A 23,995-nucleotide genomic window follows, 5' to 3' on the forward strand; every position below is an offset into this window, starting at 1 on the left:
CTTACATCGGCCGCGTGTCATCTAACTGAAGCGGCTTAGTTGGCACTAAGGAGGCTAGAACAGGCGAGCAAGAAGGGCTGTTACTGCAGTTTCGACGCGCAGTATGCGCTCGCCCAGTTGCACCGGCTGCAAACCTGACTGACGCAACAGATCGATTTCGTAAGGGATCCAGCCACCTTCGGGGCCGATAGCCAGGGTGACGGGTTGCGAGATGGCGCGTGGACAGGAGGGGAAGTCGCCGGGATGGCCGACCAGGCCCAGAGTATCGGTCGCCAGTTGCGGCAAACGGTCTTCAACGAAAGGCTTGAAGCGTTTCTCGATCACGATTTCAGGCAGCACAGAGTCGCGCGCCTGCTCCAGACCCAGAATCAACTGCTCGCGGATTGCTTCGGGCTCCAGAAACGGTGTTTGCCAGAAGCTTTTTTCGACCCTGTAGCTGTTCAGCAAGATGACTTTCGGCACGCCCATGGTCGCGATGGTCTGGAACACCCGTCGTAACATCTTGGGGCGTGGCAGCGCCAGCAACAGGGTCAGAGGCAGTTTTGCCGGCGGCGCGGTATCCAGAGCAACGCGCAGCTCTGCTTCATGAGGTTCAAGGCGCAGCAGTTCGGCACTGCCCAGCAAGCCATTGATGCGACCCACGCGCAGACTGTCGCCGACCTCTGCGCGGTGCACCTCCTGCATGTGCTTCAAGCGGCGATCACGCAGGATCACACGGTCAGCCGCAATGAAATCGGCTTCCTCAAGCAGCAGCAGGTTCACGGTGTAGTCGCGGGCGGCTGATCCTGCTTGTCAGCGTCCTCGGCCTGATCGTCCGGATGCTCGCCACGCTTCTTGATCATCGAACTGCACAATACGCCCAGCTCGAACAGTAGCCACATCGGTACCGCCAGCAGTGTCTGCGAGAAGATGTCCGGCGGAGTCAGGATCATGCCGACCACGAAGCAGCCGATGATCACGTACGGGCGGATCTTCTTCAGGTATTTGACGTCGACGATACCGATCCAGACCAGCAACACCACGGCCACCGGGATTTCGAAGGCCACGCCAAAGGCGAAGAACAGCGTCATCACGAAGTCCAGATAGCTGGCGATGTCCGTCATCATCGAAACGCCTTCCGGGGTCACGCTGGCGAAAAAGTGGAAAATCAGCGGAAAGACCAGAAAGTAGGCGAAAGCCATGCCTGCGTAGAACAGGATGATGCTCGACACCAGCAACGGCACCGCAACGCGCTTCTCATGCTTGTACAGGCCCGGCGCGATAAAGCCCCATATCTGGTGCAGGATGACCGGCATGGACAGGAACAGCGCGACCATCATGGTCAGCTTGAATGGCGTGATGAAGGGCGAGGCCACATCGGTGGCAATCATCGTCGCGCCTTCAGGCAGGTAGACACGCAACGGTGCCGAGACCAGTGTGTAGATCTTCTGCGTGAAGTAGAACAGACCGGCAAAAATCAGGAACACTGCCGCTACACAGCGCAACAGGCGTGTACGCAGCTCGGTGAGGTGCGAGATCAGCGGCATTTGCTGATCGTTTTCCGGGATATCAGCGCTCATGGGGCTCGCGGTGGCAATGACGAATCGTGGGCGGAAGGTGCCGGGGCCGGTGTGCCAGCGTCGTCTGGCTTCGCGGTTTTCTCCAGCGACAGTGCGGTTTTCGGTGCCGCAGGTTGCGCAGGGCCGAGCTCGTGGGGCGTGCCCTCGTTGTGTGCGGCGCTGGCGGTCGGCGCTTCGGCAGGGGTCGCTGCCGGCGGCGGGTTTACCGGCTCGTACGTGGTCTCGGGGTGCTGATTCTGAGCGAACATTTTGCGCGCTTCGTCTTCCAGCGAAATAATGTGCTCGTTGTGCAACTGCCGACGAATTTCGTCAGCCCCGATTTCACGTTCAACTTCCTGTTTGATCGCATTGAAGCTGCGCTTCAACCGGCCGATCCATAAGCCTGCGGTGCGTGCAGCACCCGGCAGGCGCTCGGGACCCAGTACCAGCAAGGCAACCAGGCCGACGAGCAGCAGTTCAGAGAAGCTGATACCGAACATGGGCTTAAACCTGGTCTTTGCGGATCGGCTCGTCGACTTTGTGTGCCTGCGCGTCGATGGTGTGCGGCTGATTCAGCGGCGAGCCCTGAGGCGTCGGCTGTGCCTGCTGGGGTTGAGGTGCAGGCTGTTCGGCTGGCTTGTCGTCATCATTCATGGCCTTGCGAAAGCCCTTGATCGACTCACCCACATCGCTGCCCAGGCCCTTGAGTTTCTTGGTCCCGAAAACCAGTACCACGACGATCAGGATGACGATCCAGTGTTTCCAGTCAAAAATACCCATGAAACAGTCCTCGTAAAAGATTTCAAGCTTGAAAGGGGAGAGCGTTACTCTGCTGTGCGAGCGGCTTTTTCCGCGTGGCCGGACAAGCCGAATCGGCGGTCCAGTTCATCGAGCACGGCTTGTGGGTGCTGGCCCAGCGCGGCGAGCATCACCATGCTGTGAAACCATAGGTCGGCGGTTTCATAGATCACGTCACTGCAATCACCGCTGACCGCCGCGTCCTTGGCAGCAATGATGGTCTCGATCGACTCTTCGCCGAGTTTTTCCAGAATCTTGTTCAGGCCCTTGTGATACAGACTGGCGACATAGGAGCTGTCGGCAGCGGCGTCCTTGCGTGATTCCAGCACTTGGGCCAGACGGGACAACGTATCAGTCATGTTCAGTGGCCTGCGTGGTAAATGGCATCAGGATCTTTCAGAACCGGGTCGACGGTCTTCCAGCCTGAGTTTTCATACACTCGATAGAAGCAGCTTTCACGGCCGGTATGGCATGCGATACCACCGATCTGCTCGACCATCAGGATAATGACGTCGGCGTCGCAGTCCAGACGCAGTTCATGCAGCTTTTGCACATGCCCCGATTCTTCACCCTTGCGCCAGAGTTTGCCACGCGAACGCGACCAATAGATGGCACGATTCTCGGACGCCGTCAGACTCAGGGCCTCGCGGTTCATCCAGGCCATCATCAATACCCGGCCGGTCTTGTAATCCTGAGCGATTGCAGGCACCAGACCGTCGCTGTTCCAATGAATCTCGTCCAGCCAGTCTTTCATATCTACTCCGGCAGCCGGCTTTCATGCCCGGCGGATTAAACAGTGTGCCAGCGCCATACGCTGCTGGCTATCGGCGAACGATCAGATACAGCCCGGCGATCAGCATGATTGCCGCTGGCCACGCGGTGAGCGTCAGCAGTTGGGTGGCTGCCTCACTCATCACCCAGCCCTGTATCGCGCCGCCCACCAGCAACGCAGCGCCGATAAGCCGCAGGACCGGCTCGTCCTTGCGCTCGTGCCAGGGCCGTGGCGGATCCGAAGCGTGAGGGCGAGACATGCGCTCCAGCAGATCGCGGGTCATGCCGGCGATATGCGGCAGTTGCTCGACCTGTGATTGCAGATTGCCCAACAGGGTTTTCGGGCTGACCCGTTCACGCATCCAGCGCTCCAGATACGGCTGCGCGGTGCTCCACAGGTCCAGATCGGGGTACAACTGACGACCCAGCCCTTCGATATTGAGCAGAGTCTTCTGCAGCAGAACCAGTTGCGGCTGGACTTCCATATTGAAGCGGCGTGCAGTCTGGAACAGGCGCATCAACACCTGGCCAAAGGAAATATCCTTGAGCGGCTTCTCGAAAATCGGTTCGCAGACCGTACGGATTGCAGCTTCAAACTCGTTGAGCTTGGTCTCTGCCGGCACCCAGCCCGAATCGATGTGCAGCTGCGCAACCCGACGATAATCACGCTTGAAGAAGGCAAACAGGTTACGGGCCAGATAATCCTGATCTTCCGGTGTCAGGCTGCCGACGATTCCGCAGTCGATGGCAATGTATTTCGGGCTCCACGGATTCACGGTGCTGACGAAAATATTGCCGGGGTGCATGTCGGCGTGGAAGAAACTGTCACGAAATATCTGGGTAAAAAAGATCTCCACACCGCGCTCGGCCAGCAGCTTCATGTCGGTACGCTGGTCGGCCAGTGCGGCCAGGTCGGTGACCTGAAGGCCGTAGATGCGCTCCATGACCAGCACTTTCGGACGGCACCAGTCCCAGTAGACTTGTGGTACATAAAGCAGGTCGGAGCCTTCGAAGTTACGCCGCAGCTGGCTGGAGTTGGCCGCTTCGCGCAGCAGGTCCAGCTCGTCATAGATGGTTTTCTCGTAATCCATCACCACCTGCACCGGGTGCAGCAGGCGGGCGTCGGCCGAGACGCGCTCGGCCGTGCGGGCGAGAATGAACAGCCACGCGAGGTCTTGGCCAATGACCGGCTTGAGGCCGGGGCGTACCACTTTCACCACCACTTCTTCGCCGGTCTTCAGGCAGGCCGCATGCACCTGGGCAACCGAAGCCGATGCCAGCGGCGTCTCGTCAAAACGGCTGAATACATCACAGATGCGCGCGCCAAGCTGCTCTTCGATCAGCTTGATCGCCAATTGCTGATCAAAGGGTGGAACGCGGTCCTGCAGCAGCATCAGTTCGTCGGCGATGTCTTCGGGCAGAAGATCGCGGCGGGTGGACAGCAGTTGCCCGAACTTGATGAAAATCGGCCCCAGGTCCTGCAATGCCAGACGAAAGCGTACGCCACGGCTCAGCTCGGATTTGCGCCGTGGCAGCCAGCGCCAGGGCAGCACGAAACGCACCGCGAGCAGCCACCACGGCAAGGGCAGGGCGAACAACAGGTCATCGAGGCGATAGCGGATAACGACACGTTGAATGCGAAACAGACGGCGGACGGCAAGCAGCTTCATGCGTTATCGCTGGTATTGAGGGAGTGGGCAAGGCGGGCAAAGCGCGCCTCGAGACGGTCCAGATCGAGTTTGATCCGATCGAGTTCGGCAAATCGTGCTTCGGCTTCGTGTTTGCCCACCAGCGTGCGGGATTCTTCGCTGAGGTAATCGGCAACGTTCTGGCTGAGGCTGTTGAGGCTTTCACGCGTCCAGCGCCCGCTGCTGCGCAATCGGCTGCCGAGCAACTGGCTGGCCACCGGGCCGATCCAGCTGGACAGTTCGTGTTCCCAATCCAGTTCCAGGTCCTGAAGAATGCCGACCAGTTCGAGCAGCACGCCACTGTCTCCGTCGAGTTCGACGTCAGGGCCATGCAGCACGGCGGTCTTGTCCTTGCTCAGGGCGAGACGCAGCAGGCTGGAGGCCGGTGCGCGCAACGTGCAATCGGCGTCGGCAGCCCAGTCAGCGGCCAGAAGAAGACCTTCGTCACTGGGCAGGATGAAGATTTTCAGGGACGGATCGCGACAGTCCACAGCGATGACATGACCGGACAGCCGTGCCATGCGCGGTAGCGCCGTGCTGTCCAGACGCAGCACGCGATTGATGCCGTGCTCGATACTGGCGAGCAGCCCCCGAAGCAACATCAGGGTTTGATACCGCGGTGCAAGGCCACGACGCCCGCAGTCATGTTGTGGTAGGTAACGCGGTCAAAACCGGCTTCCACCATCATCGACTTGAGGGTTTCCTGGTTGGGGTGCATGCGGATCGATTCGGCCAGGTAGCGGTAACTCTCCGAGTCGTTGGTGACCAGCTTGCCCATCAACGGCATGAACGCAAAGGAATAGGCGTCGTACGCCTTGGACATGAGCTTGTTGGTTGGCTTGGAGAACTCCAGCACCAGCAGGCGTCCACCGGGCTTGAGCACGCGCAGCATCGAGCGCAGGGCGTCTTCCTTGTGCGTCACGTTGCGCAGGCCGAAGGCGATGGTCACACAGTCGAAATGGTTGTCCGGGAACGGCAGCTTTTCGGCGTCGGCCTGGACGAACTCGACATTGCCCGACACGCCAAGGTCCAGCAGGCGGTCCCGACCGACCTTGAGCATCGAGGCGTTGATGTCGGCCAGCACGACCTGGCCGGTCGGGCCGACCAGATTCGAGAATTTGCGGGTCAGGTCGCCCGTGCCACCGGCAATGTCCAGTACGCGGTTGCCGGTACGGACACCTGAAAGCTCGATTGCAAAACGCTTCCACAGGCGATGCATGCCACCGGACAGCAGGTCGTTCATCAGGTCGTATTTGGCCGCAACCGAATGGAAAACCTCAGCGACTTTTTCTGCCTTCTGGCTTTCCGGTACATTTTTGTAACCGAAGTGAGTCGTAGGTTCGGCATCGCTGCCTTTGCGCTGATCGTTCATATCGCTTCACCGGAATAGAGTGCGGGCCATTCTAATCGCCAGGGCCGGCTTTGTCTTGACAAGGCTCACCAGCAACGCTTTCTTGGATGCAGGCGGGTGTATATAGTTGCGCCGCATTTCACATGACCATCAAGGAAGCCTGCATGGCCAAGATAACCGTTGAACGCCCGCACACCCTGGGCCGGGAAAAGGCTCGCGAGAAGGCCGAGCAACTGGTCGAGAAGCTTTCCGACAAATACGGGCTGGCCCACGAATGGGCGGGCGATACCGTGAAACTGGAAGGCAAGGGTGCCAAAGGCAAGGTCGAAGTCGAAGAAGCGTTGATCCGCATCGAGATTGAGCTGAACTTCATTCTGTCGACCATGAGCGGGTCGATCAAGGCAGAAGTCGAGCGGGTACTGGATAAAGCCCTGGCGGCCTGAAGCCTGCGGCGCACACTAGGGTGAGCATTCTAATTTTTCTCCGTAACTTTGTGCTCATGCCCGTTCCGGGGCGGTTCCTTCAACTTTCGAGCATGAGGTGCACCATGGCCAGAGTGAACACGAAGAAAAAGATCGAAGACCAGCAGTCCTCCACGCTTTCCGACGTCAGGCTGTATGCCCGCAAGATCTGGCTGGCAGGTCTGGGCGCCTATTCCAGAGTCAACGAGGAAGGCACGCAGTACGTCAAGGACCTGATCAAGACCGGCGAGCAGGCGGAAAAGGACGTCGTCAGAACGGTTGATGAAACGCGTCTTGCGGCCAACAGCGAAATCGACTCGATCAAGGGCGAAGTGTCTTACGCCAAAGGTCGTGTCGGTGCGCAACTCGGCAGAATCGAGGGCGCTTTCGACCGTCGTATCGCAAAAGCCTTGAACCGCATCGCAATCCCGTCTAAACATGACGTTGACACGCTCTCTGCCAAGCTCGACGAGCTGACGGCATTGCTTGAACGTGTCGGGCCCAAAAAGCTCGAACGCTCCGGGTCGAAACGATTCGTACGTTCAGAGTCTGGACAATAAGGAGAGCAGGATGGCTGGCAAGAAAAAAACCGATAAAGACGGCAGCTCATGGATTGGTGAGGTCGAGAAATACTCTCGCCAGATATGGCTGGCTGGTCTGGGTGCCTATTCCAAGATCAGCAACGACGGCAGCAAGCTGTTCGAGACACTGGTAAAGGATGGCGAGAAAGCCGAGAAGCAGACCAAGGTCGAGGCGCAGAAGCAACTGGACGAGGTCAAGGACACCGCTAAGACAGCCAAGTCGCGGGTCGGCGACGTAAAAGACCTCGCGGTTGGCAAATGGAATGAGCTGGAAGGGGCTTTTGACAAGCGCCTTAACAGTGCTATTTCGCGTCTGGGCGTGCCGAGCCGCAATGAAGTTCAGGCGCTGCACAGCAAGGTCGACCAGTTGACCCGGCAGATCGAGTTGTTGACGGGCGAGAAGGCCAAGCCGGTTGCTTCGCGTTCGGTGGCGGCCAAACCTGCACCGAAGACTGCGGCTAAACCGTTGGTCAAGGCCGCGGCCAAAACCGTCGCCAAAACGGCAGATAAAGCCGCTGCCAAAACCGCTGCGGCCAAGCCGGCAGTCAAGAAAGCTGCGGCCAAACCGGTCGATGCAGCCAGCAAGGCCGCTACGGCTACAGCCAGCAAGGCCAAGGCGGTTGCCAAGCCGACTGCGGCGAAAAAACCGGCTGCCCGCAAACCCGCCGCCAAGCCTGCTGCATCGGCGACTCCGGCAACCAGTTCGACGCCTGCGGCAACCGCCCCGGCTGCTGCACCGGAAACACCCGCCAGCCAGTCCTGATAACCGGCTGCAACATCGAAGCCCGGCCTGTCAAACAGGCCGGGCTTTTTTAATACCCCGAATACCTGCCATGCCAAAGCTTCTGGCCGAAGGCCGTGGGAGCGAACTTGTTCGCGAAGAGGGTGGTTCAGACGATGCATCTTCGGGGAATGTGCCGGCCCTTTCGCGAACAAGTTCGCTCCCACAGGGGGCGGGCGTTCAGCCTGCTAATGCAGTTTTAGACCAATTTTCAACTATCGTGCCAGCACCGCTATCGTGCGACGCTCTGCGTCGGCGTGCCGTTCTGGACGCCCTGCGTCCGCTCTTGAGCATGCGGCGCGGCGCGAGATGCGTCAGGGAGAACGCTTATCGCGCCCATGTTCACCCACCCAGGTACTCCATCGCCAACTGTTCTGCCGCCTCTCTTGAGGTGGGCAACAGGTGCGGGGTCACGAGCATCATGATCTGGTAGACCACCACCCGCACATCGCCCTCACGGCCCAGAATCCGTTGGTAATCCAGCGAAAACAGCAGGTTCATGGTGATCTGTTCCACCAACTGCCCCAGCGCCTGGGTTTCGCTGACCAACTGCCCTCTGGATTTCAGGCGGGCCAGCAGCGAGGCAAGGGTTTTCTTGATCGAGTTGAGCAGATTGCGAATGCCGCGAGCCAGTTTTGGCAGCCTTCCGGCGAGGTTGGACAGGTCTTGAAACAGAAAACGATAGTGCGACAAACGCTCGACAATCAGGTGCAGAAACATCCAGTAGTCCTCGGCCTCAAGCCTGGCATCCGAGGGCGGATCCAGCAACGGAGCCAGCTCGGTTTGAAACCGCTCGAAAAGACTCAGAATCAAAGGCTCCTTGCCATGAAAGTGGTAATACAGGTTGCCAGGGCTGATCCCCATTTCATTGGCAATTTCCAGTGTGGAAACGTTGGGCTCGCCCTGTTGATTGAACAACGTCAAGGCACATTCAAGGATACGGTCGCGGGTTTTCATCCGGTCTTCTTGTTCAAGAGTCAGAGGGGCAGCATTGCCCGATCGTGCAGGGCGTAATCCAGCGCTTCAGCGCACATGCACATAGGTCCCGGGTGCCGCTTCCATCGGCGGGTAGCTGGCGTTGCCCAGCTCTATCCTGGTTTCGTGCTCGGCACCGGAATGCTCCTGAATCCACTTCAGCCAGTTTGGCCACCAACTGCCTTCATGGTGCTGCGCGTCGTAATACCAGGCGCGTGGATCGCTGCTGAGTGTGCTGTTCTCGACATAATTGGCCTTCGGGTTGCCCGGCGGGTTGAGAATGCTCTGCACATGGCCGCTGTTGGACAGAACGAAGCGGCGCTCACCGCCCAGTAGCAGCGTCGAGCGGTAGACCGCGTCCCATGGTGTGATGTGATCGTTGATCCCGGCGATGCTGAAACTGTCCACCGTGACTTTCTGCAGGTCGATGGGTGTACCGCAGACCTCCAGCCCGCCCGGATGACTGAGCGGGTTGTGCTTGAAAAAGTCCAGCAGATCGCCATGCAACGCCGCGGGAAGGCGCGTGGTGTCGTTGTTCCAGTAGAGAATGTCGAATGGCGGCGGTGATTTGCCCAGCAGATAATTGTTGATCCAGTAAGTCCAGATCAGGTCGTTGGGGCGCATCCAGGAAAATACCCGGTTCATCTCGCTGCCTTCCAGCACGCCTCGTTGATAGGAGCGCCGCTTTGCCGCTTCAAGCGTTTCCTCGTCGATAAACAACGTGGCGGGGCTTTCGATCTGACTGTCCAGCAGGCTGACCATGTAGGTTGCACTGGCCACGCGGCGGGCCTGGCGCTTGGCCTGCAAGTGACCCAGCAACGCAGCAATGGTCAGCCCCCCCGCGCAAGCGCCCACCAGATTGACCTCACGGGCAGCGGTGATCGCCCGGCAGACATTCATGGCGTGTTCGGTCGCCTCGACATAACTGGACAGCCCCCACTCCCGGTGACGCACATCCGGGTTGCGCCAACTGATGACGAAGGTCTGCAGGCCGTTCTTGAGTGCATATTGAACAAAGCTGTTGGCCGGGCTGAGATCGAAGATGTAGAACTTGTTGATCTGCGGCGGCACGATCAGGACGGGGCGGCTGAACTGCTTTTCGCTCATTGGCCGATACTGGATCAGCTCGAACATGTCATTGCGAAACACCACTGCACCCGCAGTGGTCGCCACGCTACGGCCTACTTCGAACGCGTCTTTAGTGGTCTGGCTGGGCAGCCCGTTGTTGTGCAGCAAGTCATCGGCCATGTGGCTCAGGCCTTTGATCAGGCTGGTGCCGCCCGAGTTGAACAGCTCTTTGACGGCCTGTGGATTGAACAGGGTATTGGACGGTGCCAGCGCATCGTTGATCAGCGTGAAGAGAAAGTGCGCCCGTGCCCGGTCCTCTGTGGACAGATCGCTATCATCGATCCACTGCCTGACTTGATGCTGACAACCGAGATAGACCTGCAGGCCCCGGCGATAAAACGGATTGAGACGCCAGGTCGGGTCCGCGAAGCGGGCGTCTTTGGGATTATGCGGGTAGAGTGTTTCGCCCAGCAGCACCACTCGCCCCAACTGACTGCCCAATGTCAGGGCGTGGCGAGCGCTGCGAATCGGGTGCCGCAGACCCTGGGCTGCGACGTTGCGCAAGGTGGAAAGCAAGTCTCGACCGCGCAGCCCGGTAATCGCGCTCTGCGCATTGATAAAGCTTGCAGGTGCGGCTGTGGCAACCTTCGCCGGTTTTTCTTGCATGAGGGCAACACTCCTTCGTCGGGCAACTCATGGGGTGACGCGAGCCTTCTTTGCGATGGGCTTGCGTCGCTCTGCGCGGTCAATACTCCTGGTGATGCGCAATGGTGAAACAGTTATTCCCTGGGCGCGGAGCTTGCGGTGTTCTCAGCGTGCCTTGGGAGGCGTGGGCTGCGGATGCATGACCGCACGCTGCCGTTCCTGCTGCAGAAAACCCATGATGATCGGCGCAACGGCTTCGGCACGGGTGATCAGGAACAAATGTCCGTCATCGATTATGTGTAGCTGGGCATTGGGTATCCGCCAGGCCAGCAGGCGCATATTCACCAGCGGGATCAGCGGGTCGTCGTCGCCGGCGAGCACCAGGGTCGGCTGGTGAACCTTGTGCAGCCAGTGAATGCTGGTCCAGCCCATGCCGGCGAACAATTGCCAGTAATAGCCCAGTTTGCCGGACGAACGCACCTTGGCAGCATGATTGGCCGCCAGATTGGGGTCGCGTCGAAAAGCGCCGCCGTAGATCTCCGGCGCAATACGGATCACGTGCGACGGTTGAATATAGCGCCGCGGACTGGCCATCAACCACAGTACCCGAGGCTTGCCCGGCACCATCGCCATGCCTGCCGACGTAGCCGCCAGCACCAGTTTCTTGCAGCGCTCCGGGTAGTCGTGGGCGAACTGCTGAGCCAGGGCGCCCCCCCAGGAAACGCCAATTGCATTGACCTGCCCGTAGTTGAGGTAATCGAGCATGCGCGCTGCAAGTTTGGCCAGCCCCGGAAAACGGTAGGGGCGGTTGGGTGTCGACGAGCCGCCAACGCCCGGTACATCGAAGGCGATGACTTCAAGGTCCGGGTCCAGCGCTTCGACAAACGGAAACACCAGTTCCAGATTGGCGCCGATGCCATTGAAGATCAGCAACGGTGTCAGATGGCTTTTGCCCGGGCGCACGGCGGTACGGATGGTGTGACCGTTCAGGTCTATGGAGCGAAAAACAAACGGTTGCGGCATGCGCGAAGCCCTGTTGATTGAACCGCCGGGAACGCAGCCCGGGTTTTCTCAAGACTGACCGGGTCTAACGTTCGTGAACGTAGGTTCCGGGCGCTGCCTCGGCTGCCGGATAAGCTTTATTGCCAAGTCCGGCGTGTGCTTTTTTCAACTTGCCCGAGCGCGTGGTCAGCCACTCTTGCCAGTGCAGCCACCAGGAATCGGTGTGCTTGGTAGCGTTTTCCTGCCACTCGGCGGGCGTTGCAGGCAGCTCGTCGTGAGTCATGTAACGCGATTTGGGGTTGCCCGGCGGGTTGAGAATGCTCTGGATATGGCCGCTGCTGGACAGTACAAACTCGGTCTTGCCGCCAAACAGGCGTGCCGATTTGTAGCAGGAGCCCCACGGCGTGATGTGGTCGTTGGTGCCCGCCAGGCAGAACACATCGGCCGTTACCTGCTTGAGGTCGATCGGTGTGCCGCAGACTTCCAGCGCATTGGCGCGGGTCAGCGGGTTGTTCTTGAACATCTCGATCAGATCGCCGTGGAAGGCGGCGGGCAGGCGTGTGGTGTCGTTGTTCCAGAACAGAATGTCGAAGACCGGCGGCTCGTTGCCCAGCAGGTAATTGTTGACCCAGTAATTCCAGATCAGGTCATTGGGGCGCATCCAGGCAAACACCTTGGCCATGTCACGACCTTCCAGTACGCCTGCCTGATAGGAATGGCGTTTGGCGCTTTCCAGGGTCTGCTCGTCGACGAACAGCGCGACTTCGGTGTCCAGCGTGGTGTCGAGCACGCTGACCAGCAATGTCATGGCGTTGACTTTCTTCTCACCCAAGGCAGCGTAGTGACCCAGCAGTGCCGTGCAGGTGATGCCGCCGGAGCAGGCCCCCAGCATGTTGATGTCCTTGCTGCCGGTAATCGCCAGCACCACATCGACCGCTTCCTTGAGCGCCTCGATGTAGGTCGACAACCCCCATTCGCGCTGAGCCTTGGTCGGGTTGCGCCAGCTGATGATGAAGGTCTGCACATTGCTGCGCAGGCAGAACCGCGCCAGGCTTTTTTCCGGGCTCAGGTCGAAGACATAGAACTTGTTGATCTGCGGCGGGATCACCAACAGCGGTCGCTCATGAACCTGCTCTGTGATCGGCGTGTACTGGATCAGCTCCAGTACATCGTTGCGAAACACCACAGCGCCTTCGGTGGTGCCCAGGTTCTTGCCGACCTCGAATGCGTCCATGTTGACCTGGCTCGGCATCCCGCCGTTGTTCACCAGGTCCTTGGCCAGATGCGACAGGCCATCAAGCAGGCTTTTGCCACCGGTTTCGAAGAAACGCTTCACGGCTACCGGGTTTGCGGCAGAGTTGGTCGGTGACATGGCCTCGGTCATGAGGTTGATCACAAAGTGCGCACGACTGATGTCTTGCGGGGTGAGGTCACTGCCACCGATCCAGTCATGCAGTTCCTTGCGCCAAGCCAGGTAAGTCTGCAAATAGCGGCGATACAGCGGGTTCTGGCTCCAGGCCGGATCGGCGAAGCGACGGTCTTCCGGCGTGGGTTGCAAGGCAGATTTGCCGAATATCACGTTTCTGAGTTCGACGCTCAGGTGCGCGACGTGCTTGATGCTGTGGATCGGCTGCTTGAAAGCCTGGCGCAAAACCATGCGCGCAGTGCTCAGCAAGTCCTTGCGTCGCAGGCCAACGACCGGATTTAGGCCCAGGGTGTGCTCGGAAGCCTGGCGCTGCAGGTCATCGTCTTTCGCGTTACTCATCTACGACGCTCCATTGTCTTGAGACGAACACCGACATTCCTTGCCTGTGAACCAGTGACACAGGCGGTCAGCCAGTACTACTGCTCGTGTAACTCATATGCCTTGCCGGCTGTTTTTCCGCACCGATGTTGATGCATGGAATCTGCCAGAATCATTGGTTACCCGAGATTTAAAAAAATCGCAAGCAGCGTCAGCCATTCATTGGCCGCTGCGCGGAACATTGAAACAAAATCTATTAGAAAGCGCGTCCTAAAACGGCGAGTGGTGAGGTTGGGCGAGGGATGTTGCAGAGCGGCGCGCGGCTGGAAGAATCACAGCATCAGCTTGATGACTTGTTCGGAAGGGTCGCGGGATTTGCCTGCCTTTTTCAACTCTTGCAGATAGTCCTCCCACAGAGACTCCTGGCGCTTTGCCAGTTCGTACAGGTAATCCCAGGTGAACAGTCCTGAGTCGTGTCCGTCGTCGAAGGTCAGTTTCAGTGCATATTGCCCGGCCGGCTCGACCTTGGTCAGGCCGACGCCCAGCTTGCCGAATTGCAGGATGGGCTTGCCGTGACCCTGAACCTCGGCAGAAGGGGAGTGTACCCGCAGAAATTCGGCGGGCAGATGGTATTCCTCATTTGGCGCGTATTTGAGTGTCAGGGTCTTGGAGGCTTTGTGCAGCTGGATGGCGGTGGGGAGCATCAAAGGCAGCCTCAAAAAGAGCAGCTTCAAGTTTAAGCTGCAAGCAGGAGCGACAAGCTGCAGGAGTGAACGACCTCTTGCAGCTTGCAGCTAACCTGACCGCTTGCAGCTCGTGCTTAAAGAATATACCGCGACAGGTCTTCGTTTTCAGCCAGGTCGCCCAAGTGGCTGTTGACGTATTCTGCATCGATTTCAATCGGCGCTGCGTCAGGGCTGATGGCCATGTCACCGGCGCTGAAAGAAACTTCCTCAAGCAGGCGTTCAAGCAGCGTGTGCAGACGACGGGCACCGATGTTCTCGGTCTTCTCGTTGACCTGCCAGGCAATCTCGGCCAGACGTTTGATGCCTTCAGGCTTGAACTCGATCTTCAGGCCTTCGGTCTTGAGCAGTTCACGGTACTGTTCGGTCAGCGACGCGTGTGGCTCGCTGAGGATGCGTTCGAAATCCTGCGGCGACAGCGCCTTAAGCTCAACGCGAATCGGCAGGCGGCCTTGCAACTCAGGGACCAGATCACTCGGTTTGCTCAAATGAAACGCGCCTGACGCGATGAACAGAATGTGATCAGTCTTGACCATGCCCAGCTTGGTGTTCACGGTGCAGCCTTCGATCAGCGGCAGCAGATCGCGCTGTACGCCTTCGCGGGATACATCGACACCGCCCGAATTACCGCGCTTGGCAACCTTGTCGATCTCGTCGATGAACACGATACCGTGTTGCTCGACCGCTTCAAGAGCCCTGGCCTTCAATTCTTCGTCGTTGACCAGACGGCCCGCTTCTTCTTCACGTACCAGCTTGAGCGCGTCCTTGACTTTGAGTTTGCGGCTCTTGGTCTTGCCTTTGCCCATGTTGGCGAACAGGCTCTGAAGCTGATTGGTCATTTCTTCCATGCCAGGCGGCGCGGAGATATCGACACCTACAGCTTCGTTGATCTCGATCTCGATTTCCTTGTCGTCCAGCTGGCCTTCGCGCAGACGCTTGCGGAACAGCTGACGCGTGTTGGAATCGCTGCTCTGCGCCGGGTCTTCGTTGAAGCCGACGCGGGCAGGCGGCAGCAGGGCGTCGAGGATACGGTCTTCGGCTGCGTCTTCAGCGCGGTGGCGGACCTTGATGATCTCCTGTTCGCGCAGAAGCTTGATTGCCGCATCAGCCAGATCGCGAATGATCGACTCGACATCGCGGCCGACATAACCCACCTCAGTGAATTTGGTCGCTTCTACCTTGATGAACGGTGCGTTGGCGAGCTTGGCCAGGCGGCGGGCAATTTCAGTCTTGCCGACACCGGTCGGGCCGATCATCAGGATGTTCTTGGGTGTTACTTCTACGCGCAGCTCTTCAGGCAGTTGCATACGGCGCCAGCGATTGCGCAGGGCAATGGCAACGGCGCGCTTGGCATCGTCCTGGCCGATGATATGGCGATTGAGTTCATGGACGATTTCGCGGGGAGTCATGGACATGGTTATTCACGGTCCTCAAGTACGGTAAAGCCGACGGGGCCACAAACGGTGCGGCCCGGCAGGGGCTTAACCGGCGAGGTCCTGCTCCTCAATAGTGATGTTGTGGTTGGTGAACACGCAAATGTCGCCGGCTATATGCAGGGAAGTCTCGGCGATTTCACGTGCCGACAAGTCGGTCTTGAGCAGCAGGGCGCGCGCGGCGGCCTGAGCAAATGCGCCGCCGGAGCCCATGGCGATCAGGCCATCCTCGGGCTCTACGACATCGCCGTTGCCGGTGATGATCAGCGAAGCATCCTTGTTGGCGACTGCCAGCATGGCCTCGAGACGGCTCAGCGAGCGATCGGTACGCCAGTCCTTGGCCAGTTCGACCGCTGCACGAACCAGATGCCCCTGGTGTTTTTCCAACTGGGCCTCAAAGCGTTCGAACAGCGTGAATGCATCGGCGGTCGCGCCAGCGAACCCGGCGATCACTTCGCCGTGATAAAGACGGCGCACCTTCTTGGCGTTGCCTTTCATGACGGTGTTGCCCAGAGAAACCTGGCCGTCGCCAGCCATGACGACTTTACCGTGGCGGCGCACTGAAACGATGGTGGTCAAGGGAGAGTCTCCACACTGCGGGGCGAAAATGCCCTGATGCAAACTCATATGGGGGTGTGGGTGAGTATTTCAACCTTGGGGATGAATCGGGGGGAATGACCGTATGATTCTTGTCCCAACCTTTAAGCGGACCGCGCGACGCTTCGTTTGTCCGCGATCTCCCGGTTTTTTGTAGCGGACAGAAGGCCGTTTTGATTCTGCCCAACGGGCAAGGAGCGGACTTGTCCGCGATGGGCTGCGAAGCGACCCCCAAACAGGCTGCCTCGGCTGGGTCTGATACACCGATGCGGCTGGTTTTGCTGCCGGTTCCCGGCAGATCGCGGACAAGTCCGCTCCTACGCCCTTCGGGCAGAAGCCTCTGTTTCCGCACTCATCGAAACATCGCGATGAGCACGGAAACAGAGGTACTTTGACTATCGGCTCTGGCGCTGTTGCAACAACAGGTTACTGAATCCGCCGCTTGCCAGTTGTTTCTGGGCAGTGGTCAGTTGTTCGCGGTTGCTGAACGGGCCGACCAGTACGCGATACCAGGTTTCATCCTTGACAGTGCCTGATTCGACGGTGGATGTCTGGCCCAGCAGGATGATCTGCGCGCGGACTTTTTCGGCGTCAGCCTGTTTGCGGAACGAGCCCGCCTGCAGGAAAAACGTCGTGACCGCTGCCGGCTTGGTCGTGGCGACCGGTGGTGCCGGTGGTGGCGTCAGACCGCTGAGGGCTGCCTGGGCACGTGCCGTATCGATCTTGGCTGCCTGTTCGGGCGAGACCGGCGCAGTCGGTGCCACGGGAGGTGGCGTTTTTTCCGGCACGGCTTCGTTCGGCACGATCACTTCCGATTCCGGGAGCAGCGTATAGAAGTCGTACTTGGGTTTAACCGGAGCCGTCGGGCTGGGCGGAGTTTTGTTCGCTTCGGCGATTTTCGCGGCCTTGGCGTCTGCCTTGACCCGCTTGACGTCTTCGCCGCCCGGTTCGAGTTTCATCAGAAAGACCACGAATGCGCCCACGGTCAAGCCAATCGCCAGCCACAACCATCCTGGAATCGGCTTCTTCGCGGGTGCCTGATAACGGCTGGCGCCCCGCTTGGGTGCCGGTTTCTTCTTCGCAACTGCCAACTTACATACGCTCCAGAGTTTCCAGACCCAACAGGTGCAGGCCTTGCTTGAGGGTACGGCCGGTCAGAGCAGCCAGACGCAGACGGCTCTGTTGCTGATCGGAGTTTTCCGCACCAAGGATCGGGCAGTTTTCATAAAAGCTCGAAAACAGACCCGCAAGGTCATACAGGTAAGCACAAAGTACGTGCGGTGTGCCTTTTTCTGCGACGTTATTCAATGTTTCAGTGAACTGCGCAAGACGTGCAGCCAATTCCTGCTCCTGCTCCTGCGGCGCGGCCAGGACAATCTGCCCTTTGCCGGCATCGAACGGCGTGCCCAGCTTGCGGAACACACCGGCCACACGGGTATAGGCGTACAGCAGATAAGGCGCGGTATTGCCCTCGAAGCTCAGCATCTGATCGAAGTTGAAGCTGTAATCACTGGCGCGGTGCTTGGACAGGTCGGCATATTTTACTGCGCTGATGCCCACTGCCCTGGCAATGCTGCGCAATTCTGCCTCGGCGACTTCCGGGTTCTTTTCCTTGACCAGCGCGTAGGCGCGCTCTTCGGCTTCATCGAGCAGGTCGATGAGCTTGACCGTGCCGCCATCGCGGGTCTTGAAGGGGCGACCGTCGGCCCCGTTCATGGTGCCGAAGCCCATGTGTTCGAGCTGCATGCCGTCATGGACGAAACCGGCGCGGCGCGCCACTTCGAATACCTGCTGGAAGTGCAGGGCCTGACGCTGATCGACGAAATACAGTACGCGGTCGGCCTTGAGCACCTTGCTGCGGTAGCGGATGGCCGCCAGATCGGTCGTGGCATACAGATAACCGCCACCGGCCTTCTGCACGATCACCGGCAGGGGCGTGTCATCGGCGGTGCGGAATTCTTCGAGGAACACGCACTGCGCGCCATTGCTCTCGACCAGCAGGCCACTGGCTTTCAGGTCGTTGACGACATTGGCCAGATCATCGTTGTAGGCACTTTCGCCCATCACGTCTGCCGGGGTCAGCTTGACGTTGAGACGCTCGTAGGTTTCCTGGCAGTGCGACAGCGAAATGTCCTTGAAGCGCGTCCACAGGGCCAGGCACTCGGCATCGCCGGCCTGCAACTTGACCACCAGCCCACGCGCGCGCTCGGCGAACGCTTCGGACTCGTCGAAGCGTTGCTTGGCGGCGCGGTAGAAGTCTTCCAGGTCGGACAACTCGTCGCTGGTCGCGGGTTTTTCCTGCAGGTAGGCCAGCAGCATGCCGAACTGGGTGCCCCAGTCGCCCACGTGGTTCTGACGAATGACCGTGTCGCCGAGGAACGTCAGAACGTTCGCCACGCCGTCACCGATAATGGTCGAGCGCAAGTGGCCAACGTGCATTTCCTTGGCCAGGTTCGGTGCCGACAGGTCGACCACTACGCGCTGAGCAGCGCCGGCCTTGCGCACCGAAAGGTGCGCGTCGGCCAGCGCAGTATCGAGGCGCGCGGCCAGTGCGGCAGTGTTCTGGAAGAAGTTAAGGAAGCCCGGGCCGGCAATTTCGACCTTGCTGACCTGCTCGTCGGCAGGCAGCGCGGCAATCAGCTTTTCAGCCAGGTCGCGCGGCTTCATCCCGGCAGGCTTGGCGAGCATCATCGCGATATTGCTGGCGAAGTCGCCGTGCGTCTTGTCGCGGGCGTTTTCGACCTGGATCGCCGGCGTCAGCCCTTCTGGCAAGACGCCCTCGGTGACGAGACGGGTCAGGGCTTGTTGAATCAGCTGGCGAATCGTGTCTTTCATGAGGCTCTCTTCGACCGCAAGCGCGGTGGCGCTTCGATGCGCGGGTGGAAAAACTCCGCATTATCCGTTGCTCAAGCCTGCTTGCCAACGGCGTGACTTAATAAAGATCTACCGGGTCCACATCCAGTGACCATCTGACCTGTCGCCCGCTGGGCATTTGCTCCAGCGCAAGCAGCCAGGTGGCAAGCAATTTGTGCAGTGGCGCGCGTGCACTGGACTGTATCAGCAGTTGCGCCCGGTAACGCCCGGCACGGCGCTCCATGGGGGCGGGAACCGGCCCCAGCAGCTCGATACCGCCCAGGCCCAACTGCGCAACCCGTTGTTCGGCGTCGCTGCAGGCCTGATCGAGAAACGCTTCGGCCTGTCCGGGTTTGTGGGCTTCGGCACGCAGCAGGGCAAGGTGCGAAAAGGGAGGCAGGCCCGCCGAGCGGCGTTCGCTCAAGGCCTGTTCGGCAAACGCGAAGTAACCCTGCTCGGTCAGTTGAATCAATAGCGGGTGATCGGCCAGATGGGTCTGGATGATCACCTTGCCCGGTTCTTCCGCGCGTCCGGCCCGGCCTGCAACCTGCACGATCAACTGCGCCATGCGCTCGCTTGCGCGGAAATCTCCGGAAAACAGTCCGCCATCGGCATCCAGGATCGACACCAGCGTCACGCGGGGGAAGTGATGACCCTTGGCGAGCATTTGCGTGCCAACCAGAATGCACGGCTGGCCGCGCTGAATGGTCGCGAACAACTGATTCATGGCGTCCTTGCGCGACGTGCTGTCGCGGTCGACGCGCAGAACGGGATAGTCGGGAAACAGTATTGCCAGCCGCTCTTCGGCGCGCTCGGTGCCCGCGCCTACCGGTCGCAAGTCCACCTTGCCGCACGATGGGCACTGGCGCGGCACGCGCTCGACGTAACCGCAGTGATGGCAGCGCAGCTCGCCCGAGCGCTGGTGGACGGTCATGCGCGCATCGCAGCGTTGACAGCCGGACATCCAGCCGCAGTCATGGCACAGCAATGTCGGCGCAAAGCCACGACGGTTGAGGAACACCAATACCTGCTGGCCTGCCGCGAGGGTCTGGCCAATGGCCTGTTGCATCGGCCCGGAAATGCCGCTGTCCAGCGGCCTGCTCTTGACGTCCAGGCGCATGAACCGTGGTTGCTGCGCACCGCCCGCTCGCTGGTTCAGACGCAGCAGGCCGTAGCGCCCGGTGTACGCGTTGTGCAGGCTTTCCAGGGAGGGCGTGGCGGAGCCGAGGACGATCGGGATGTTTTCCTGACGCGCCCGCACCAGTGCCAGATCGCGAGCGTGATAGCGCAGCCCTTCCTGCTGTTTATAGGAACCGTCGTGTTCTTCGTCGATGATGATCAGGCCAGGGTTTTTCATCGGGGTGAACAGCGCCGAGCGCGTGCCGATGATGATGTCGGCCTCGCCATCGCGCGCCGCCAGCCAGGCGTCGAGTCGCTCACGGTCGTTGACGGCCGAGTGCACGAGTGCAATGCGCGCATTGAAACGTTGCTCGAAGCGCGCCAGGGTCTGCGGCCCCAGGTTGATTTCCGGAATCAGTACCAGCGCCTGCTTGCCTGCCTCAAGGGTCTCGCGAATCAGTTGCAGATAGACTTCGGTCTTGCCACTGCCGGTAACGCCTGCCAGCAGGAACGCATGAAAACTGTCGAAGCCGGCACGGATCGCTTCGTAAGCGGCGCGTTGCTCGGTGTTGAGCGGCAGTTCGGGCTGGGCCAGCCAGTGTTCGTGACGTGCACTGGGCGCATGACTGCGCACCTCGACGTAGACCAGTTCCTTGGCCAGCAGCAGATTGAGGCTGTCCTTGTTCAGCATCAGTTTGCTGAGCAGTTGATGCGCCACGCCGTGCGGGTGCTGGGCGAGGGTAATCAGCGCCTCACGCTGTCTGGGCGCGCGGGCGATGCGCGGATCATCGGCACTGGCACCCGGTGCCACGTGCCAGAAGCGCTCCTGGCGGCTTTCGGCCAGTTCACCTTGACGCAGCAGCACGGGCAAGGCCCAGCTCAACGTGTCGCCCAGGCTGTGCTGGTAATACTGCGATGTCCACAGGCACAGCCTGAACAACGCAGGTGGCAACGGCGCTTCGCTGTCGAGCAGAGCGATAGCCGGTTTGAGCTTGTCGGCAGGCACTTCGCTGTGATCGACCACCTCCACCAGGATTCCGATCATCTCCCGTCGACCGAACGGCACCCGCAGGCGCATGCCCGGCTGCAACGCACTGCGCGACACACCTGCAGGCGCGCGATAGTCGAACAGGCGGCGAAGCGGCGAGGGCAGGGCAAGGCGCAGGATGGCGTCGGGCACGCGGTGTTTCCCTGTGATGGTGAGAGTGATGACGGAGGCGCGATCTTAGCAGACGACCGGTGTGAAGGTTTGCTTGCGTCGTTGCAATTGTCTGGTACTATCCGCAGCCTATTTCCGTGCGGTATTCAACAATAGTGTTGGATGGCGGCGCGTTAGACCGAGGAAGTACCGATGAAAGCTGATATCCATCCAGTTTACGAAGCCATTGACGCTACCTGCAGCTGCGGCAATGTCATCAAGACCCGTTCCACCCTGGCCGCTCCGCTGAGCCTGGACGTGTGCAACGAGTGCCACCCGTTCTACACCGGCAAGCAGAAGACGCTTGACGTTGGCGGCCGTGTCGACAAGTTCAAATCCCGTTTCGGTGCGTTCGGCGCTACCAAAGCGAAGTAAGACTGGCTGCCCCATGGGCATTTCCAGGCTGCTTGAAAAGGCGCTCCTTGTGGGCGTCTTTTTTATGCCTGCGATTTGGGTATCCGGCGTACAGGCCTTCTGCCCGTCGCCTGTTTCTTTGCCGGTTGCACAGGTGCAGCGTGTGGTCGATGGCGACACACTGAAGCTGGCTGATGGCCGCAGTGTGCGGATGATCGGGCTTAACACGCCTGAAACCGGCAAGAAAGGCCAGTCTGCCGAGCCGTTTGCCGAGGCTGCCAAAAGACGCCTGCAGGCGCTGGTTGATGAAAGCGGCGGTCAGGTCAGCCTGCGTGTCGGTCAGCAGAGCAAGGATCACTACGGGCGCACGCTGGCCAACGTCTATGGCGGCAAAGGCACCAACTTCGAAGCGCAGTTGCTAAGCGAGGGGCTGGGTTATCTGGTGGCCGTTGCGCCCAATGTTGCTCTGGTCGATTGCCAGCAAGGTGCCGAGCGTCAGGCACGCCAGGCACGGCTGGGGGTGTGGCGCGATTCACCGGTGCAGCCTTCCGCCAGCCTGAGCAAAAGCGGCTTTGCGATTGTGTCCGGTCAGGTCAGGAGCGTGCAGCGCAATCGCGGCGGTATCTGGATCGAGCTGCAAGGCTCGCTGGTCCTGCGTGTCGCGCCTGACCGGTTATCCGCCTTCGACACGGCGATGCTGGAGCGTCTCAAGGGGCGGCAGGTTGAAGCGCGCGGCTGGGTGGTCGATCGTTCCCGGCGTGGTGGTCTGAAAGCAGGCCAGTCACGCTGGCTGCTGCCCTTGACTCATCCCGCGATGCTCAGCGCGTCAGGCCGCTGAAAACTGCCTTCCGGCCAGTTGTCTGACGGTGAGTGACTGCATGTTCACGTTTCAGGCATCTAAGCGTAAAGTCTAATCCTGTGCCTATTGACAGCAGTGACTGGTCAGTCTTGTTAGGACTATGCATCTTGCGTATCCTCGGCGGTCCGTCTGTCCCACAGTAAAAAAAGCGGAATCCAATACATGTCAGATTTGAAAACTGCCGCGCTCGAATACCATGCCAGTCCTCGTCCGGGGAAGCTGAGCGTCGAACTCACCAAGCCGACCGCAACCGCTCGTGACCTGGCTCTGGCCTACAGCCCCGGCGTTGCTGAACCCGTGCGTGAAATTGCCCGTGACCCCGAGCTGGCCTACACGTACACCGGCAAAGGCAACCTGGTAGCAGTTATTTCCGATGGCACCGCGATTCTCGGCCTCGGCGATCTGGGTCCGTTGGCTTCCAAGCCGGTCATGGAAGGTAAAGGGGTTCTGTTCAAGCGCTTCGCCGGTATCGACGTTTTCGATATCGAAGTCGATTCCGAAAGCCCGCAGGCGTTCATCGACACCGTAAAACGCATCTCCATCACGTTCGGCGGCATCAACCTGGAAGACATCAAGGCACCCGAGTGCTTTGAAATCGAGAAGGCGCTGATCGAACAGTGCGATATCCCGGTATTCCACGACGACCAGCACGGCACCGCCATCGTGACCGCAGCCGGTATGATCAACGCGCTGGAAATCGTCGGCAAAACCCTCGATTCCGCGAAGATCGTCTGCCTGGGCGCTGGCGCTGCAGCGATCTCCTGCATGAAGCTGCTGGTGAGCATGGGCGCGAAGATCGAAAACATCTTCATGGTCGACCGTACTGGCGTCATTCACTCCGGCCGTACTGACCTCAACCAGTACAAGGCTGTATTTGCGCACGCTACAGAGAAGCGCTCGCTGACCGATGCGCTGGAAGGTGCTGACGTATTCGTGGGCCTGTCAGGTCCTAACCTGCTGAGCGCTGAAAACCTCAAGCTGATGGCCAAGGACCCGATCGTGTTCGCCTGCTCGAACCCTGATCCGGAAATCTCCCCGGAACTGGCTCACGCCACGCGCAGCGATGTGATCATGGCCACCGGCCGTTCGGACTACCCGAACCAGGTCAACAACGTTCTGGGCTTCCCGTTCATCTTCCGCGGTGCGCTGGACGTTCGCGCCAAGCGCATCAACGAGGAAATGAAAATCGCCGCGGCCAACGCCCTGCGCGAACTGGCCAAGCTGCCTGTGCCACAGGAAGTCAGCGATGCCTACGGCGGTATCAAGCTGGAATTCGGGCGTGAGTACATCATCCCTAAACCAATGGATACCCGCCTGCTGGGCCTGATCGCCGACGCAGTAGCCAAGGCCGCCATCGAAAGCGGCGTTGCTACCCTGCCGTATCCGAAGCACTACCCGCTGACCAGCGTGGATGACGTGTTCAAGGGCTGATCCTT

General features: G+C 59.8%; 25 protein-coding genes. 6 read left to right on the forward strand and 19 right to left on the reverse strand.

What is annotated here, in order from left to right; translation table 11 throughout:
- Positions 1-54 precede the first annotated feature (54 nt).
- From MME58_RS01510 to ubiE, 9 genes are all read right to left on the reverse strand, one after another.
- On the reverse strand, positions 55-762 hold the full coding sequence (locus tag MME58_RS01510; RefSeq protein WP_054988135.1) for a 16S rRNA (uracil(1498)-N(3))-methyltransferase: 708 nt from the start codon (positions 760-762) through the stop codon (positions 55-57).
- The gene (tatC, locus tag MME58_RS01515; RefSeq protein WP_005743129.1) at positions 759-1,559 is read right to left on the reverse strand and encodes a twin-arginine translocase subunit TatC; all 801 of its coding nucleotides are present in this window, start codon (positions 1,557-1,559) and stop codon (positions 759-761) included. The genes MME58_RS01510 and tatC overlap by 4 nt, the downstream gene beginning before the upstream one ends.
- Positions 1,556-2,038: a Sec-independent protein translocase protein TatB gene (gene tatB, locus MME58_RS01520; RefSeq protein ID WP_055004901.1), complete on the reverse strand. Its 483-nt coding sequence runs from the start codon at positions 2,036-2,038 to the stop codon at positions 1,556-1,558. Before tatB ends, tatC begins: the two co-directional genes overlap by 4 nt.
- Positions 2,039-2,042: 4 nt before the next feature.
- Positions 2,043-2,318, reverse strand: coding sequence for a twin-arginine translocase TatA/TatE family subunit (locus tag MME58_RS01525; RefSeq protein ID WP_055004900.1), 276 nt, complete (start codon positions 2,316-2,318; stop codon positions 2,043-2,045).
- 44 nt (positions 2,319-2,362) lie between these two features.
- Positions 2,363-2,695, reverse strand: coding sequence for a phosphoribosyl-ATP diphosphatase (locus tag MME58_RS01530; RefSeq protein ID WP_054988133.1), 333 nt, complete (start codon positions 2,693-2,695; stop codon positions 2,363-2,365).
- Between the two features lie 2 nt (positions 2,696-2,697).
- Positions 2,698-3,090 (reverse strand): phosphoribosyl-AMP cyclohydrolase, encoded by a 393-nt coding sequence (gene hisI / locus MME58_RS01535; protein WP_054988132.1) that lies wholly within the window; start codon positions 3,088-3,090, stop codon positions 2,698-2,700.
- A 67-nt stretch (positions 3,091-3,157) separates the two neighbouring features.
- A complete protein-coding gene (gene ubiB, locus MME58_RS01540) occupies positions 3,158-4,777 on the reverse strand; it encodes a ubiquinone biosynthesis regulatory protein kinase UbiB (protein ID WP_055004899.1) in 1,620 nt (539 codons plus the stop codon).
- Entirely contained in the window at positions 4,774-5,397 is a 624-nt protein-coding gene (locus MME58_RS01545; RefSeq protein ID WP_054988130.1) for a ubiquinone biosynthesis accessory factor UbiJ, read from the reverse strand. The genes ubiB and MME58_RS01545 overlap by 4 nt, the downstream gene beginning before the upstream one ends.
- Positions 5,397-6,167 (reverse strand): bifunctional demethylmenaquinone methyltransferase/2-methoxy-6-polyprenyl-1,4-benzoquinol methylase UbiE, encoded by a 771-nt coding sequence (ubiE, locus tag MME58_RS01550; RefSeq protein ID WP_002551635.1) that lies wholly within the window; start codon positions 6,165-6,167, stop codon positions 5,397-5,399. The genes MME58_RS01545 and ubiE overlap by 1 nt, the downstream gene beginning before the upstream one ends.
- A gap of 143 nt (positions 6,168-6,310) precedes the next feature.
- Between ubiE and MME58_RS01555 the strand changes: the two genes are divergently transcribed.
- The 3 genes from MME58_RS01555 to MME58_RS01565 all read left to right on the forward strand — a co-directional run bounded on the left by MME58_RS01555 (position 6,311) and on the right by MME58_RS01565 (position 7,951).
- Positions 6,311-6,589: a polyhydroxyalkanoic acid system family protein gene (locus MME58_RS01555; protein ID WP_054988160.1), complete on the forward strand. Its 279-nt coding sequence runs from the start codon at positions 6,311-6,313 to the stop codon at positions 6,587-6,589.
- Positions 6,590-6,693: 104 nt separating this feature from the next.
- Positions 6,694-7,167 (forward strand): phasin family protein, encoded by a 474-nt coding sequence (locus MME58_RS01560; RefSeq protein ID WP_054988129.1) that lies wholly within the window; start codon positions 6,694-6,696, stop codon positions 7,165-7,167.
- A 10-nt stretch (positions 7,168-7,177) separates the two neighbouring features.
- On the forward strand, positions 7,178-7,951 hold the full coding sequence (locus MME58_RS01565) for a phasin family protein (RefSeq protein WP_054988128.1): 774 nt from the start codon (positions 7,178-7,180) through the stop codon (positions 7,949-7,951).
- A gap of 360 nt (positions 7,952-8,311) precedes the next feature.
- Here the strand turns inward: MME58_RS01565 and MME58_RS01570 are convergent, their stop codons facing one another.
- The 10 genes from MME58_RS01570 to MME58_RS01615 all read right to left on the reverse strand — a co-directional run bounded on the left by MME58_RS01570 (position 8,312) and on the right by MME58_RS01615 (position 21,328).
- Positions 8,312-8,926 (reverse strand): TetR/AcrR family transcriptional regulator, encoded by a 615-nt coding sequence (locus MME58_RS01570; protein WP_054987970.1) that lies wholly within the window; start codon positions 8,924-8,926, stop codon positions 8,312-8,314.
- 66 nt (positions 8,927-8,992) lie between these two features.
- Complete coding sequence (gene phaC, locus MME58_RS01575) at positions 8,993-10,678, reverse strand: class II poly(R)-hydroxyalkanoic acid synthase (RefSeq protein ID WP_055004898.1); 1,686 nt, start codon at positions 10,676-10,678, stop codon at positions 8,993-8,995.
- A 144-nt stretch (positions 10,679-10,822) separates the two neighbouring features.
- Entirely contained in the window at positions 10,823-11,680 is an 858-nt protein-coding gene (gene phaZ, locus MME58_RS01580; protein ID WP_055004897.1) for a poly(3-hydroxyalkanoate) depolymerase, read from the reverse strand.
- A gap of 64 nt (positions 11,681-11,744) precedes the next feature.
- A complete protein-coding gene (gene phaC, locus MME58_RS01585) occupies positions 11,745-13,424 on the reverse strand; it encodes a class II poly(R)-hydroxyalkanoic acid synthase (RefSeq protein WP_055004896.1) in 1,680 nt (559 codons plus the stop codon).
- Positions 13,425-13,735: 311 nt separating this feature from the next.
- A complete protein-coding gene (locus MME58_RS01590; RefSeq protein WP_162838970.1) occupies positions 13,736-14,110 on the reverse strand; it encodes a gamma-butyrobetaine hydroxylase family protein in 375 nt (124 codons plus the stop codon).
- Positions 14,111-14,223: 113 nt separating this feature from the next.
- Positions 14,224-15,561 (reverse strand): ATP-dependent protease ATPase subunit HslU, encoded by a 1,338-nt coding sequence (gene hslU, locus MME58_RS01595; protein WP_054987974.1) that lies wholly within the window; start codon positions 15,559-15,561, stop codon positions 14,224-14,226.
- Between the two features lie 66 nt (positions 15,562-15,627).
- Positions 15,628-16,158, reverse strand: coding sequence for an ATP-dependent protease subunit HslV (gene hslV, locus MME58_RS01600; protein WP_003392345.1), 531 nt, complete (start codon positions 16,156-16,158; stop codon positions 15,628-15,630).
- Between the two features lie 413 nt (positions 16,159-16,571).
- The gene (locus MME58_RS01605; protein WP_002551645.1) at positions 16,572-17,267 is read right to left on the reverse strand and encodes an SPOR domain-containing protein; all 696 of its coding nucleotides are present in this window, start codon (positions 17,265-17,267) and stop codon (positions 16,572-16,574) included.
- 1 nt (position 17,268) lies between these two features.
- Entirely contained in the window at positions 17,269-19,011 is a 1,743-nt protein-coding gene (argS, locus tag MME58_RS01610; protein WP_055004895.1) for an arginine--tRNA ligase, read from the reverse strand.
- Positions 19,012-19,108: 97 nt separating this feature from the next.
- Positions 19,109-21,328 (reverse strand): primosomal protein N', encoded by a 2,220-nt coding sequence (locus MME58_RS01615; protein ID WP_054987976.1) that lies wholly within the window; start codon positions 21,326-21,328, stop codon positions 19,109-19,111.
- Positions 21,329-21,499: 171 nt separating this feature from the next.
- Here MME58_RS01615 and rpmE point away from each other — a divergent pair, with 171 nt between their 5' ends.
- The 3 genes from rpmE (at position 21,500) to MME58_RS01630 (ending at position 23,990) form a co-directional block, all read left to right on the forward strand.
- Positions 21,500-21,721 (forward strand): 50S ribosomal protein L31, encoded by a 222-nt coding sequence (rpmE, locus tag MME58_RS01620; protein ID WP_002551648.1) that lies wholly within the window; start codon positions 21,500-21,502, stop codon positions 21,719-21,721.
- 13 nt (positions 21,722-21,734) lie between these two features.
- The gene (locus MME58_RS01625; protein ID WP_054987977.1) at positions 21,735-22,538 is read left to right on the forward strand and encodes a thermonuclease family protein; all 804 of its coding nucleotides are present in this window, start codon (positions 21,735-21,737) and stop codon (positions 22,536-22,538) included.
- 183 nt (positions 22,539-22,721) lie between these two features.
- A complete protein-coding gene (locus tag MME58_RS01630; RefSeq protein ID WP_054987978.1) occupies positions 22,722-23,990 on the forward strand; it encodes a malic enzyme-like NAD(P)-binding protein in 1,269 nt (422 codons plus the stop codon).
- The last annotated feature ends 5 nt before the right edge of the window (positions 23,991-23,995 follow it).

This window comes from Pseudomonas syringae pv. tagetis (assembly GCF_022557255.1).
Lineage (GTDB): Bacteria > Pseudomonadota > Gammaproteobacteria > Pseudomonadales > Pseudomonadaceae > Aquipseudomonas > Aquipseudomonas caricapapayae.